The organism is Sphingomonas sp. GlSt437 (assembly GCF_048015635.2).
Taxonomy (GTDB): Bacteria; Pseudomonadota; Alphaproteobacteria; order Sphingomonadales; family Sphingomonadaceae; genus Sphingomonas.
In genome coordinates this window covers 403,010-415,657 of record NZ_JBPGYA010000001.1, presented here as the reverse complement: position 1 = coordinate 415,657, position 12,648 = coordinate 403,010, and the positions used below count along the sequence as shown (strand labels likewise).

At 63.4% G+C, this 12,648-nt stretch carries 16 protein-coding genes and 1 pseudogene; 8 read left to right on the top strand and 9 right to left on the bottom strand.

Annotation, left to right across the window (positions count from 1 at the left end):
* Nucleotides 1-124 precede the first annotated feature (124 nt).
* The 8 genes and pseudogenes from ACLB0R_RS02225 to ACLB0R_RS02190 all read right to left on the bottom strand — a co-directional run.
* Nucleotides 125-994 carry a hypothetical protein gene (locus ACLB0R_RS02225; RefSeq protein ID WP_434953683.1) on the bottom strand — a complete coding sequence of 290 codons (870 nt, stop codon included), beginning with the start codon at nucleotides 992-994 and terminating at the stop codon, nucleotides 125-127.
* A complete protein-coding gene (locus ACLB0R_RS02220; protein ID WP_416641741.1) occupies nucleotides 985-1,806 on the bottom strand; it encodes a hypothetical protein in 822 nt (273 codons plus the stop codon). The genes ACLB0R_RS02225 and ACLB0R_RS02220 overlap by 10 nt, the downstream gene beginning before the upstream one ends.
* A gap of 71 nt (nucleotides 1,807-1,877) precedes the next feature.
* Nucleotides 1,878-2,627, bottom strand: coding sequence for a hypothetical protein (locus tag ACLB0R_RS02215; RefSeq protein ID WP_416641740.1), 750 nt, complete (start codon nucleotides 2,625-2,627; stop codon nucleotides 1,878-1,880).
* Between the two features lie 7 nt (nucleotides 2,628-2,634).
* Nucleotides 2,635-3,450 carry a hypothetical protein gene (locus tag ACLB0R_RS02210; RefSeq protein ID WP_416641738.1) on the bottom strand — a complete coding sequence of 272 codons (816 nt, stop codon included), beginning with the start codon at nucleotides 3,448-3,450 and terminating at the stop codon, nucleotides 2,635-2,637.
* Between the two features lie 36 nt (nucleotides 3,451-3,486).
* Nucleotides 3,487-4,137, bottom strand: coding sequence for a hypothetical protein (locus tag ACLB0R_RS02205; RefSeq protein WP_416641736.1), 651 nt, complete (start codon nucleotides 4,135-4,137; stop codon nucleotides 3,487-3,489).
* A complete protein-coding gene (locus ACLB0R_RS02200; RefSeq protein ID WP_416641735.1) occupies nucleotides 4,130-5,494 on the bottom strand; it encodes a PDDEXK nuclease domain-containing protein in 1,365 nt (454 codons plus the stop codon). The genes ACLB0R_RS02205 and ACLB0R_RS02200 overlap by 8 nt, the downstream gene beginning before the upstream one ends.
* A gap of 3 nt (nucleotides 5,495-5,497) precedes the next feature.
* Nucleotides 5,498-6,793: a tyrosine-type recombinase/integrase gene (locus tag ACLB0R_RS02195; RefSeq protein WP_416641733.1), complete on the bottom strand. Its 1,296-nt coding sequence runs from the start codon at nucleotides 6,791-6,793 to the stop codon at nucleotides 5,498-5,500.
* Nucleotides 6,794-6,983: 190 nt separating this feature from the next.
* Nucleotides 6,984-7,523, bottom strand: a pseudogene (locus ACLB0R_RS02190) (JAB domain-containing protein); the annotation flags it as partial.
* 328 nt (nucleotides 7,524-7,851) lie between these two features.
* On the opposite strand from ACLB0R_RS02190, the gene ACLB0R_RS02185 reads away from it, so the two are divergent.
* From ACLB0R_RS02185 to mddA, 7 genes are all read left to right on the top strand, one after another.
* Nucleotides 7,852-8,172, top strand: coding sequence for an AtpZ/AtpI family protein (locus tag ACLB0R_RS02185; RefSeq protein ID WP_416641732.1), 321 nt, complete (start codon nucleotides 7,852-7,854; stop codon nucleotides 8,170-8,172).
* Nucleotides 8,169-8,933 (top strand): F0F1 ATP synthase subunit A, encoded by a 765-nt coding sequence (locus ACLB0R_RS02180; protein WP_416641730.1) that lies wholly within the window; start codon nucleotides 8,169-8,171, stop codon nucleotides 8,931-8,933. Before ACLB0R_RS02185 ends, ACLB0R_RS02180 begins: the two co-directional genes overlap by 4 nt.
* 31 nt (nucleotides 8,934-8,964) lie before the next feature.
* Complete coding sequence (locus tag ACLB0R_RS02175) at nucleotides 8,965-9,189, top strand: F0F1 ATP synthase subunit C (RefSeq protein WP_375390701.1); 225 nt, start codon at nucleotides 8,965-8,967, stop codon at nucleotides 9,187-9,189.
* Nucleotides 9,190-9,221: 32 nt separating this feature from the next.
* Nucleotides 9,222-9,707, top strand: coding sequence for a F0F1 ATP synthase subunit B family protein (locus ACLB0R_RS02170; RefSeq protein ID WP_416641728.1), 486 nt, complete (start codon nucleotides 9,222-9,224; stop codon nucleotides 9,705-9,707).
* Between the two features lie 13 nt (nucleotides 9,708-9,720).
* The gene (locus tag ACLB0R_RS02165; RefSeq protein WP_416641727.1) at nucleotides 9,721-10,263 is read left to right on the top strand and encodes a F0F1 ATP synthase subunit B family protein; all 543 of its coding nucleotides are present in this window, start codon (nucleotides 9,721-9,723) and stop codon (nucleotides 10,261-10,263) included.
* Between the two features lie 112 nt (nucleotides 10,264-10,375).
* On the top strand, nucleotides 10,376-10,696 hold the full coding sequence (locus ACLB0R_RS02160; RefSeq protein ID WP_416641725.1) for a hypothetical protein: 321 nt from the start codon (nucleotides 10,376-10,378) through the stop codon (nucleotides 10,694-10,696).
* Nucleotides 10,697-10,825: 129 nt separating this feature from the next.
* Nucleotides 10,826-11,560 carry a methanethiol S-methyltransferase gene (gene mddA / locus ACLB0R_RS02155; protein ID WP_416641723.1) on the top strand — a complete coding sequence of 245 codons (735 nt, stop codon included), beginning with the start codon at nucleotides 10,826-10,828 and terminating at the stop codon, nucleotides 11,558-11,560.
* A gap of 59 nt (nucleotides 11,561-11,619) precedes the next feature.
* Here the strand turns inward: mddA and ACLB0R_RS02150 are convergent, their stop codons facing one another.
* Complete coding sequence (locus ACLB0R_RS02150; RefSeq protein WP_416641721.1) at nucleotides 11,620-12,006, bottom strand: VOC family protein; 387 nt, start codon at nucleotides 12,004-12,006, stop codon at nucleotides 11,620-11,622.
* Between the two features lie 48 nt (nucleotides 12,007-12,054).
* Here ACLB0R_RS02150 and ACLB0R_RS02145 point away from each other — a divergent pair, with 48 nt between their 5' ends.
* On the top strand, nucleotides 12,055-12,636 hold the full coding sequence (locus tag ACLB0R_RS02145; RefSeq protein WP_416641720.1) for a TetR-like C-terminal domain-containing protein: 582 nt from the start codon (nucleotides 12,055-12,057) through the stop codon (nucleotides 12,634-12,636).
* The last annotated feature ends 12 nt before the right edge of the window (nucleotides 12,637-12,648 follow it).

The following is a 12,648-nucleotide window of genomic DNA, read 5'->3' as shown; positions in this document are numbered from 1 at the left end:
CAGCGGCCGCACGTGTAGCGTTGACCTCTTGAGCGGAAGGGGACATAATGTTCCTTATTTGTTCTACACAGCATGCGTCAGAGTCAAGAGCTGTTGCGCGCGGTCGTAGGCAACCGTCCGACGATCACCGTCCTCGATACGCCATTGGGTCAGGGTATCGGTTGACCGTGCCATCGGGGTTCAGGCAATCGGCGCGGGATGCTTTTAGAATGAGGCTGCTGGACTCGTAGATGACCCCGCCGAGCCGCCAACTGAAAATCCCTCGCTGTTCGACAAAGGTCAGCAATGGCGCTCCGCTGCAGCCGCCAAGCGCCCAATCGCTGGGGATGCTGGGACGCAACCCGACATCGAAGTCATGCTCATGGTCGAACACCAGAGTGATATCGGTGTTGCTAACGCCACTGGCAACGGCGAGCGCGGTGTAACCGACCCAATCGATTTCCACGAGCGAATTACCCCGATAGGGGCGCATCTCCCGGCCGTCGCCAGGAAAGCCCACAAAGAAGACGCCGCAGTCGATCGCCGGCGGCGCGGGCGGCCACGACATCTGACTGCCGGTCAGGATGATCTTGCCGTTGGCGTAGTTGGCAAGCTTGTCGACTTCGTCATGGGCGACCCGGAACGTCGCAACGTCGTAGGCAGAGTCAGAGGCGATGTGTCGGCTCGCCAAGTCGAAGCGGACATCGCCGACCATGCAGACTGCGTCGGGGTGCTCGTTCTTCGCCGCAAGGAAGCCCTGATAGACATGGTTCGCTGTGACCAGAAACGGACCGGCGCCGCAATCGAGCAGAAAGGCGGACCCGTTGTCGAGGATCAAAGGCTTGCGATCGCGCGCGGTGATCCAGCAGATCGGCATGACATAGCTCGCGGCGAGGTCCCGCATCGCCTTAGCCAAACCGCCGCGCATCAAGCGGATCGCTTCGTCGCGCGAGGGTTGGCTGACGGAAGCCAGCCCGGCGGCGGGTTCTGCGAGATTTCTCCCTGCTACGGCCACGGCGCCTGTTCTGCCCGGAATTCACGCAGACACGCTTCGATCTCCCGGTCGCATTTCCCCTCGGGGTCGTCGAGCCACTCCTTCCAGTCCGGGGTCTGCATCAAGTCGAGCACGGTGGGTTCACGGCGATCGGGATCGTCGAGGGTCTCACCATACTGCTTGCGCACCAACGGCGCGGCCAGTTTGGGTGGGATCGGCACGCGGGCGTGCGGATTATGATACAGGTCGATCACCAACGCGCAGCCCGAAGGTTGGCGCATCACCGCGACCGCGCTGATCGAAGTGTTGTCCTGGCGGGTCAAGGCCGCTTTCCTTCCGTATCGCGTCCCAAGGAAGCGCGGCTCGTGTGCCGGGTCAGCCGAGACCTCGAAATGCAGTGTGTCGCGGCCGAACATGGCTTGGAGGACGTGAACCCGCTCCAGGTGAAAACCGATCGTCTTGTCGAAGAAGCAGACGACGGTGGGGAAGCCCCGCTTAGACGCCTTCCGCAACTGGGCTGACGCGGCCTTGATTGGCCGCCGCAGCCTGGCGCCTGGGTCGACCCAGCGAAAGCCGGCGCCGCCATCCAGCATCTCGCCCATCAGCGCAGAATCCTCGGGCGTTTCGTCGAGTTCCTTGATCTCGACGAAGCACCAGTGCGGCTGGAGGTGGAGGGCGTAGTCGGGGCGCTTATGGCCTGGGGTATGCGCTTCGCGGATGCGCCGATAGGTGACGCCCTGTGCTCGGCACCAGGCTTCGAAGGCGAGTTCAGACTTGGTGGACACGACACTCATGGCGGTCGGACTGGTCCGGGTTGCAACTGCGTCGGTCAAATGTGGCGTGCCCAGCCTGCCGCAACAAGTCCGCCGGCCGGTCGGCGCTCTCCACCTCATTCAGGCTGCGCTCAATCGTTCCGTCGCACGAAGGCCCCAAGTCCGGCGAAGATCTGATCGACGGTCGCCAGGCAGTGCTGCACGAACGTCTCGCTCAGATAGAAGACCCACGGTTTGCCGTCGCTGGTCGCCTGGTTGAACCAATCCTCTGGCCAACCGGCCGCCACGATTCTGCGTTCGAACGCGCTCCGCTCATCATCGGGCCACTCAAAGCCGAGATGGAACATCTTGTTCCGGTAGCCGAAGAGCGCCGACAGCGTCTTGTGCAGATCAGCCGGCAGGTCTGCGGCAAGTCCGGTCGCATCTGCCAGCTCCACAATGCCGTCGACCAGATGAGGCCGATCCGGGGACGCGCGTCGGCAGTCCCACTGCTTATCTTTCGGCATGGTCCATCGCGCATGAGGGATGGGAGCTCGGCCGTTGCGGTCCAAAAGATCGCGGATGCCGGGAAACGCTTGCTTGAATAGCGACTCGACGAATGGAGCCAGCATGCCCACCGCCGCCATGCTGTGCGCGGCATCCTGAAATACCGACTGATGCAGGTGATCAATCCAATCATCGACGGCGCGCTCGTTCGCGCTGCCGGATGCCTGCTTGGCGAAGGCTTCGATCTCCTTGATTTCGTTCGAAAGCGCTTCGTCGGCTTGGCCATGGAGACGCAGCAAACCACGGATGGCGTAGAGTTGGGCGTCATAGTCTGGCGAACCCAGGACAAACGACGCCAGAAACCGATCGTCAAACTCTGATAGATCCATCGGCATGTGTAGCTCACCGTCCGAATTGGAGGCGGCGCAGGAACGTCCGTGCCGTGATGAGGACCAGGTGCAGCCGGAACGTGCTGTGGTCCTCGTCGGAGAGCCCGGGATGCGAACCTTCGGTATGCAGCATCTTGAACACGCCGTTGATGTAGTTCTTGCCGTCCTGAGTCCATTCGTTTCTGTCGACAGCTAGAAAGCCGATCTCGGCGAGCAGGGCCCGGCGGTTCTCCGACGTTGGAAGCTGGGCGGCCTCGGCGGGGCGGACGTTGCGAGCGATATCGTCGAACAGGCTCTCCATGAAGGTTCGAAGCTGACTATTTGCAGCGGCCCAGTCGCCCCGCGTGTGCGCCTCGATCGCTTGGCCGAGGTGGCCCAGCGGTGTTTCGAACCGGAAGGTCTTGAGGAGCTGATGAACCTCGTCGTCGGTGACGGGCAGGTTCAGTTCGTCTGGCAAGGCCGCGCGCAGCGTGGGATTCCGCCCGTAGTCGTCCCACGACAAAACATAGCCGTCGCGGGCCAGCCCGCGCGCGAACGCGGTCTGGATGGGGAGTGTGGGTTCGCTATGGGCGAGCTGAACGGCCTCCCGCACGATAGCCTCGGCGAGCGTCATGCTCCCCTCGGTCGTTTCAAGGACTGCCGCCGGCCTTTGAACAACGATCCTGCCGAGGAGGTCGCACTTCTTGGTGACGCTCAAGCCAGTGCTGGACGGAATGTCATCCTCCAAGCCAAGCCGCAGTACCATCTGGTTGAAGCGACCTTGACTATGCCCTTCGAGAAGCTCGACCGCAGCGATCAATGTGGGCCGCGTGAAGGGCATGGTGCGCATGAAGTACTACCTCGCTGGTGATCGTCGCGGTCGAGACTATGCCATTTTGCCCACCGATGACGCTGTCATCTCAGAGATCATATCTCGATAGGCGTAGTGAATAAGGTCTCGCACCAATTCGAGGAGGCCGCTCCAGGGAAGACCATCGAACGGATCGCCGTGGGCCATACTATTGCGGATAGCCGCCAGCGTAGTCTGCGGAGGTGACTGCGTTGCTTGGCGCGCAGTGCGCGCGGCATCAGTCTCGTACAGGTGCGGAAGGACCGAACCGCCGTATTTGCGCACGAAGGACAAGGCGCCGTCGGTGAGGCCGTCGCCCTCGACCATATAGCGCAGCAGACCTTCTAGTGTTGCCGGATGCCGGCCGCGCTTTGGCGCCCGGGCGCCATATCGGTCGCGCAATGCCAGTTCGAGCGCGGTGAGCGCCACGAGTTCGCCGGCCTTGATGAGGTCGAATTCTAGCCAGGCGAGCGTGTAGAGCTTCTGGGCGCGCCGATATTTCGCCGACACAATCAACGGCACGGCAGGATGAAGATCGTGCTGTCGCAGAAACGCCAGCCATTCGGAAGCGGCGCGGAATTCTAGCATGCCGCCGATGTTGCCTCTCGTCGGCCATGGGACGATGAGAGGCAACGCGGTCCGATCGGGCCAATCAAAGAAGATCGGCGACTCCTCTGGATCAAGCATCGCGGCTTTTGTCAGTCAATTCAGCCAGGAACGCCGTGCCCACGGAGACGGCTTGTTCGGCGGCGTCCGGGTCAACCTCGACGCCGTGAGACGCTTCATTCATGACGCGCAGCGCCTCTATGAATTTCCGCGTGGTCGGTGGGGCCAAGCCGCGCCGCTCGAGATCCTGCAACATAGGGCCGATGCCGGTTGGGCGCGTCGGGGCAAAGCCATTGGCTGCAGCGTAGTCGCGGAGCGCGCGTTCGATCTCGATGCGCAGCTTCACCACGGACATCAACGGAAACTCCCGTCCGAGTTCCTCGATCGTCGGAAGCTCCTTCTGGAGTCGAGACGGTAGCGACGGGGAGACTTTGTATTGGGCGACCCCCATTGGCTTGGCGGTGTCGCGGAGTGAGTATTCGACCACCACCTCGTTGCGGCCCTTGCAGAGGATAATTCCGATAGTCGGTTGGTCATCCTTATGCCGTAGTTGGTCGTCGACGGCCGAAAGATAGAAATTCATCTTGCCGGCGAATTCGGGCTTGAAGTCCTCGATTTTAAGCTCGATCACCACGAAGCAGCGCAGGCGCAAATGGTAGAAGAGCAGATCGAGATAATAGTCCTGACCGGCGACTTCGAGATGATATTGGCTGCCGACAAACGCGAACCCTTTGCCAAGCTCGAGTATCAGCGCGCGGAGATGCTCGATCAAACCGCGCTCAAGATCCCGCTCCAGCATCTCAGGTCCGAGCGATAAGAAATCAAAGCTGTAGGGGTCTTTGAGAATCTGCTGCGCGAGTTCGGACTGACCGGCTGGCAGCGTCCGGGTGAAATTCGTAAGGGCGCTGCCTTGGCGGGCAAACAGGCCACTTTCGATCTGGTGGACGAGGACGTTGCGGCTCCAACCGTTCTCGATAGCCTGGCGAGCGTACCAGGCCCGCTCCGGGGGCGCCTTTACGGCGTCAAGCAGGCGGACGTTATGGCCCCAGGGCAATAGTGCAACAACCTGTTGCACAAATTCGAGATCGGGCCATGCCTCCGCGAACGCACGCATGTATTTGAGGTTTCGGGCGGAAAGGCCAGTCATTTGTGGGAAGGCGCGCCCGAGATCGACCGCAAGCCGGTCGATGACCTTGGTGCCCCAGCCCTCGCTTTCCTGACGGGAAAGGATGTCTCTGCCGATCTCCCAGTAGAGAAGCACGAGTTCGCGGTTCACCGAAAGCGCCGCGCGCAACCGAGCCTCGGTGATGCGCTGCTTCAGTTCCTCGACGAGCGCGGCGTATCCATGCGCGTCCCCGCTAGGAGCCGCGGTCGTGGTATTCCCTAGGTGGTGGTCCCCCTTGGTGGGCCGTGCTTTGGGGGAACGTCGGCCCGCCACTGGTCAGGCCGCTTCCTGAGACTGCGCATCAGTCGTCGCGACAATCCGCAAAGACTTCTCCTTTGCCGCCCTCGTGCGCTTCTTGTTCAGCATCGCCACGACGAACGCATTCCACTTCTTCATCGCGGCCCGCTTCTCTGGCATGTAATTCCACCGATCGTAGCTCTTCGAGCTGACGTCCTGGAGCGTGTGATTTTGGAGGCGGTCGCGAATCTCCTTCGACAGGCCAGCCTGGCCAGCCAGCGTCTTCCAGGTGCGGCGCAGATCGCGGTTGGTTACAACCGGGATCACCTCCCGCTCTCGTTGACGCCACATGAACGAATAGAGCGTCCCGTGGCTTACGGGTTTGGTCGGGTCGGTCGCGGATGGAAAGAACCAGCCATGCGCGTTGGGCTTGATCGACTCGATCAACTCAGCCGCCACTTCCGGTACGGGGATGGCATGCGGCTTACCATTCTTGGTCTTCGACCAATCGATAATCCGTTCCTTGGCGTCCCATTGATCGATATGCAGGCGGGCAATCTCTTCGACGCGCTGTCCGGTGAGCATCAGAATGCGTACGGCCCGAGTGTAGGGTGGGTGTACTGGCGCATCAGGACATTCCAGCCAGCGATACAGACGCATGAACTCCTCTTCGTCGAGCCAACGGGTTCCGACGTTTTTAGGCTCTGTCGGAATGCCGGCCGCGGGATTGTAGACGAGCCGGAATCGCCGCTGCGACGCGCTTCGGTAGTCATGTTCCGATTTCAGGCCCCAGCTATATGCGGATCGAATGTAGCTGCGGACGTGGTCCGCCATTGAACGCTTGCCGCGATCGTAGATCGGTCGGATGAGGTCGGTGATTTCATCGGGCTCGATGTCACGAGCAGGGCGGTTCCGGCCCAGCGTGTCGGCGATCTTGTTCAAGCCCTTCTCTGCTTCTTTCCAAGACGATTTGCCCGATGCCTTGAGGTGGGCGACGTAGGCTTCGAACAGATCTGCCACGGTGCCGGGTCGGGTATCTCCAGCGATCTTGATGCTGCGACCCTTCTGGATCATATCGGCGAAGTCGCGGGTGAAAACTTCGCGCGCCTTGCTGAGCGACATTGACGGGTAGGAGCCCAGCTTCTTCTTGAGGCGTTTTTGATCGCGCCACTGCTGCGCCATCCAATCGGCTGTGACGCGAGTTGGCATCGGCTTCATAACGAGGACGAGGCGGCCGGTGCCGTGTCCCTCGCCGTCGACCAGACTTAGCTGTTTGCCGGTCTGCTCCACCTGCTTCAGGGCGCGGCGGATTTCTCCATCGGTAAGGCTTGGCACTGGGCTCTCCCATTGGCTCTCAAGTGGGGTCGCCAGCCGGGTAGCAGGGGTCGGCGACTGGGGTCACGAGGGCGACTGATCCCCCTCGAAACCGACCCCAATATGCCACAGCGTCCGGCTCTACGACAAGCCAGAAAATCCAAGTGATTCAATAGGAACGAACGTGATCGAGCGTGATCTAGAAAGCCAGAGTGGGATGGTTGTGGACGAGGATCATCGCCGCCGCGCCTGATTCCATCGCTCCCTTGATCACCTCGCGAACATGGACGGCGGCCTGGTCGACGGTGCCCTCACTCATCAGCAGGTCGGCGATCAGCTCGTTCCTCGAATTGAGGTGGAGCACGCGGAACGCCTCGCGGGTGCGGCCGGCAAGATCGACGCGGAGGTAATCGAGCAGCGCTTGCCAATTGCCGAGCACCGGCCGGTTGATCACTTGCGCTTTCAATTCCCGGTTGAGGATCGCCTTTACCAGCCGGATTGCCGCGGCCGACGCGTCGCCCATGCCGTCGACCTTGGCAAGCGTCGCCGCATCCGCCGCCAGCACGCCCGAAAGACCGCCGAACCGGGTGAGCAGCGCCTTGGCGAGCGGCTTGGTGTCGCGGCGGGGGATGGCGAGGCCGAGCAGATATTCGACCAGCTCATGATCGGCGAACGCCTCGCCGCCCGCGTTCAGCAGCCGCTGGCGCAGCCGGGCGCGGTGGCCGTGATGATCGGGGGTGGGGGCATCCATATGCTGTGGTTAATCTGGCGACGGGGCGGGGGCAATTGATTGTGCGCGGACAAGAAACTGCCTTTCTTCCCGCGTCACCCCGGCCTTGAGCCGGGGTCCCGCTCGATCCCGGCAGTCGAAGAAGCAGGACCCCGGCTCAAGGCCGGGGTGACGGGAAAATCTTGGTAAAGGACCGCTGTGACGCCGCCCTGACAAGCCCGCATCGCCCAACGGTTGACTCGACCCCCGGTGCTTTCTAAACGGGCCGCGCTTTGGGGGCTTGGTCTTCCAGTGCCGGCTGTCGCCGCCCTTTACCAAAGGCGGCGGCATTTTCTTATCAGGATGGGCTGTGGGTTTCGCGTTGGCCGACGATCGCCAGAACGGATCAGACGACCTTAGCGCGCGCATCGCGCGGGCGAAGGCGGCGGCTGAGCGCCCGGCGGTGGGCGACAAGATCGCCGAGACGCGCGGCTGGTCGGTCGCGATCGAGTTCGTCGGTATGGTGCTGGTGTCGGCGGCGATTGGCTATGGCATCGATACTTATGCGGGGCTGGGCACCAAGCCGTTCGCGCTGATCGGCATGCTGCTGCTCGGCTTTGCTGGCGCGGTGTACCGCGCGATCCAGGAATCGCCGCAGTTCGACGTCGATTCCGGAAACGAGAAGGATTGAAGGCGACCGACATGGCCGGCCCGATGGAACAATTTGCGATCAAGGTGCTGAAGCCGCTGGCGCTTGGCGGCTATGACGTGTCGTTCACCAATTCTGCGCTGTGGATGGCGGTCGCGACCGTCGCGATCGCGGCGTTCCTGTTCATCGGCACCGCGCGCCCGCAGCTGGTGCCGGGGCGGATGCAGGCGGCAGTCGAATATCTCTACGATTTCGTCCGCAACATGATCGACGCCAATGTCGGGGCAGAAGGCCGCCGTTTCGCCCCGCTGATCTTTACGATCTTCATCTTCGTGCTGGTGTGCAACCTGTTGGGGTTGATCCCCTGGGCCGGGACCTTCACGCCGACCAGCCATGTCTCGGTGACGTTCGGGCTCGCGCTGATCGTCTTCGTCACGGTGTGCATCGTGGGCTTTGCCAAGCATGGCTTGCATTTCTTTTCGCTGTTCTGGCCTTCGGGCACCAATGTCTTCATCGGCGCCTTTGTGTTCGTGATCGAGATTCTCTCGTTCCTCAGCCGCCCGTTCACGCTCGCTATTCGTCTGTTCGCCAACATGACCGCGGGGCACGTGCTGCTGCAGGTGTTCGGTGGCTTCGTGATCGCGCTCGGCTCGATCGGCGCGCTGCCTTATGTGCTCGGCGCGGTGCCGCTGGCGGTCAGCGTGGCGCTGTGCGCACTCGAGCTGCTGATCGCGGTAGTGCAGGCCTATGTTTTCGCGCTGCTCGCGTCGCTCTATCTGAACGACGCGATCAATCTTCACTAACGTTTTGACCTATCAAGAGAAGGAAACGACAATGGACGTGGCAACTGCAGCTAAGATCGGTGCTGGCCTGGCAGCGATGGGCGCCGGCTTCGCGGCAATCGGCGTGGGCAACATCTTCGGCCAGTATCTGAACGGTGTGGCGCGCAACCCGGAAGCCGACGCCAAGCTCGGCGGCCGCGTGATCTTCGGCTTCGCGGTGACCGAAGCGCTCGGCCTGATTGCGGCGGTTATCGCCTTCGTGCTGGCGTTCCGCTGAGTATTTCACCTCTCGGCTGATCGGATCGACCCTTGCCTCAGTTTGAATTCGGCACTGTCTTCTGGCCGCAGGTCTTCTGGCTCGCGGTGTTTTTCGTCGTCCTGTATTTCGGCGTCGTCGGCCCGACCCTGCCCAAATTGGGCCGTGTGATGGCCGAGCGCGAGAACAAGGTGACGGGCGACATCGCCCAGGCCGAGGCCGCCAAGGCTGATGCTGATGCGCTGCAGGCCAGTCACGACGCGAGCGTTGCCGTCGCTCAGGACAAGGCGCGCGCCTTGGTGGCCGAAGCACGTTCAAAGGCCAATGCCAAGGTCGAGGCCAAGCTGAAAGACGCCAACGCCAAGCTCGACGCCCAAGCGAAGGCTGCCGATGCCGCGCTGGCGCAGGCGCGCGGCAAGGCGCTGGCTGAAATCGAGGCCGTCGCCGCGGATGCTGCCGCGACGATCGTCGACAAGCTGACCGGCGTGCGGCCTGCCGACAACGCTGCCCAGGCAGCCGCGCGCGCGGCGCTGGGCTGAGGGGGGCGCGACGATGTTCGAACTGCTCACTGCCGCCGCCGGCGCCAATCATGCGGAAGGCCCGGTGCTACTCGGCTTTGACGCCGAGGGCTGGGTCTATATCGGCCTGTCCATCTTCATCCTGCTCGCGATTTTTGTCGGCAAGGCGCCGCAGAAGATCACCGAGACGCTCGATGCGCGGATCGCCGAAACCAAGCGCCAACTCGACGAAGCCGCGCGGCTGCGTGCCGAGGCCGAAGCGCTGCTTGCCGAAGCCAAGGCCCGCAACGAAGCGAGCGCGGGCGATGCCGCCGCGATCATCGCCAATGCTGAGGAAGAAGCCAAGGCGCTGATCGCCAAGGCGGAGACCGACGCCGCCGATCTGGCGCAGCGCCGCGCCAAGATGGCCGAGGACAAGATCGCCGCGGCCGAGCGCGCCGCGATTGCCGAGGTCCGCGCCACTGCCGCCGATGCCGCCGCGCGCGCCGCCGCCGCGATCATCGCCGAGCGCCACGATGCCGCCGCCGACAAGCCGCTCGTCGACCGCGCGATTTCGGGGCTCGTGCGGATCAACTGATCCTGCCGGGCGGCCGCGACAAGCGACGCCTTTATTCCGCCGCACCGGTTGCGTTAAGCTACCGATCAAGCTCCCGCGACTCGCGCGGGAGGATATGGAAGGATGCCCGCATATGAAGTCCGCTGCTGCCATTGCCTTGCTTGCCCTGACGACCGCCGCGCCCGCTTTTGCGCAAACCGCGCCGACGACGCCCGCCGCGCCGACCGCGCCTGCGGCGACCGGCAAGTTCACGCTCGACACCCCGATCGAGACGATCGTCGCCGATCCCAAGGGCAAGGCGGTAATCGACGCCGATATTCCGCCGCTCACCAGCCACCCGGCCTATGATCAGTTCAAGTCGATGAGCCTCAAAGCGCTGCAGCCGCTGTCCAACGGCGCGATCACCGACGATCTGCTCAAGAAGGTCGCCGCCGACCTCGCCGCGATCAAGTAAGCGTTGCCCCCGCCGCTGCCGGTTCCGCCAGGTCCGGCAGCGGCGAGGCCTGGCCGGTCACTTCCCTCTTGTCGACGGCGCGGTACGCGCGCACGATAGGGCGTTGCTCAATGGTCGAGGGGAGCGATCATGCGTGCGATCCAGCTGCTGATTTCGGTCGTCATTTACGCGATTTTTTTTGCGACATTTCTGTATCTGATCGGCTTCACGGTCGATTTGCCGATGCTGCCGATCACCGTCGACCGCGGCCCGGCGGCGCCGCTGGGTGAGGCGCTCGCCATCGATACGCTGCTGATCGCGGCGTTCGGCATTCAGCACAGCGTGATGGCGCGGCAGGGGTTCAAGCGCCTCTGGACGCGCATCGTGCCGCCGGCGATGGAGCGCAGCGTCTACGTGCTGGCCGCGAGCATCATGCTCCACATCCTGTTCGTCGGCTGGCGGCCGATCACGACGCCGCTCTGGTCAGTCGGGGGATCCGCCGCGCTGGTGCTCTGGGGCGTGAACGCGCTCGGCTGGGCGATGGTGCTGCTCTCGACCTTCCTGCTCAACCATTTCGAGCTGTTCGGCCTCGCCCAGGCATATCGCGCGCTTGCCGACCGCCGCGCCGCCGATCCTGCGTTCCACACGCCGTTGCTCTACCGGCTCGTGCGCCACCCGCTTTACCTCGGCTTTTTCATCGCCTTCTGGGCGACGCCGGTGATGACCGTCGGGCATCTGGTGCTCGCGCTCGGCATGTCGGTCTACACGCTGATCGCGATCGGCTATGAGGAGCGCGATCTGGTGGCGGCGTTCGGCGACCAGTATCGCGCTTATCAGGCCCGCGTCGGCATGCTGGTGCCGGGGCTTGGCAAAACGCGGGGGTGACGGATCGCGCGGGAGTGCCCAGACGGGGCGTCCTCCCGCGCCAGTCCGGCCGCTGTCGATCAAAGCTCGGCGAAAAGATCGACTCGGTTGCCGTCGGGGTCGGCCAGGAACGCGTAGCGCTGGCCCCAAAAGGCGTCCCAGGGCTCTTTGAGACCAGTGTGGCCCGCGGCCACCATATGCGCATAGACCGCGTCGACTTCGGCGGCGTCGTCGCACCGGCACGCAAAGGTCACGCGCTGGCCGACCGGGGTAACCCAATGCGGGTTGCTCTGCCGCACCATCTGCTCGCTCACCAGGCCGATCGTCGGCGCGCCGGGCGTGGCGATTTCGACCTGCGGCTCGTCGGCGCGGTCGAGCGGGGCGTTCAAGCCCAGCGCGGCGTAAAAGGCTAATGACTTGCCCATGTCGCTGACAACGATATCGATGGTATTGGGGACAACGGCCATGGGATCAACGCTCCTTGATTGATTCGATACGCTACGGTAGCGTTTCATATGACTGAGTCAATCCCAACCGGTCGGCCGCGCAGCGAGGAGACGCGTCAACGCTTGCTTGCGGCAGCGCTGACCTTGCTGGTCGAGCGGGGTTATGCCGGGCTGTCGATCGAGGCGGTCGCGGCGGCGGCAGGATCGGCCAAGACGACGATTTATCGCTGGTGGCCGAGCAAAGCCGAATTGGCGGTGGACGCCTTTTTCGACGGGACCGAAGCTGATCTCCGCTTGCCCAATGGCGGCGCGGCGCGCGACGATTTCCGAGCGCAGATCCTGGACCTTGCGGAGCTGCTGCGCGGCGACCGCGGGCGAGCCTTTGCCGAAATGCTGGGCGGCGCGCGCAGCGACGCGGTGCTGGCCAAGGCGCTCGGCGAACGCTGGCTGGCGCCGCGCCGCCGCTGGGGCTTTGAGCGGATGCAGCGCGCGGCGGCGGCGGGGGAGTTGCGCGCCGGCGTCGCGATCGGCCCGGCGCTCGCGCTGCTCTATGCGCCGCTCTACACCCCGCTGCTGTTCGGCGAGCCATTGCCCAATCGCGACACGGTAGAGGCAACGCTGGCGCTGGCGTGCAGCGCCATCTTCGTTTGACCTTTGCGCAAG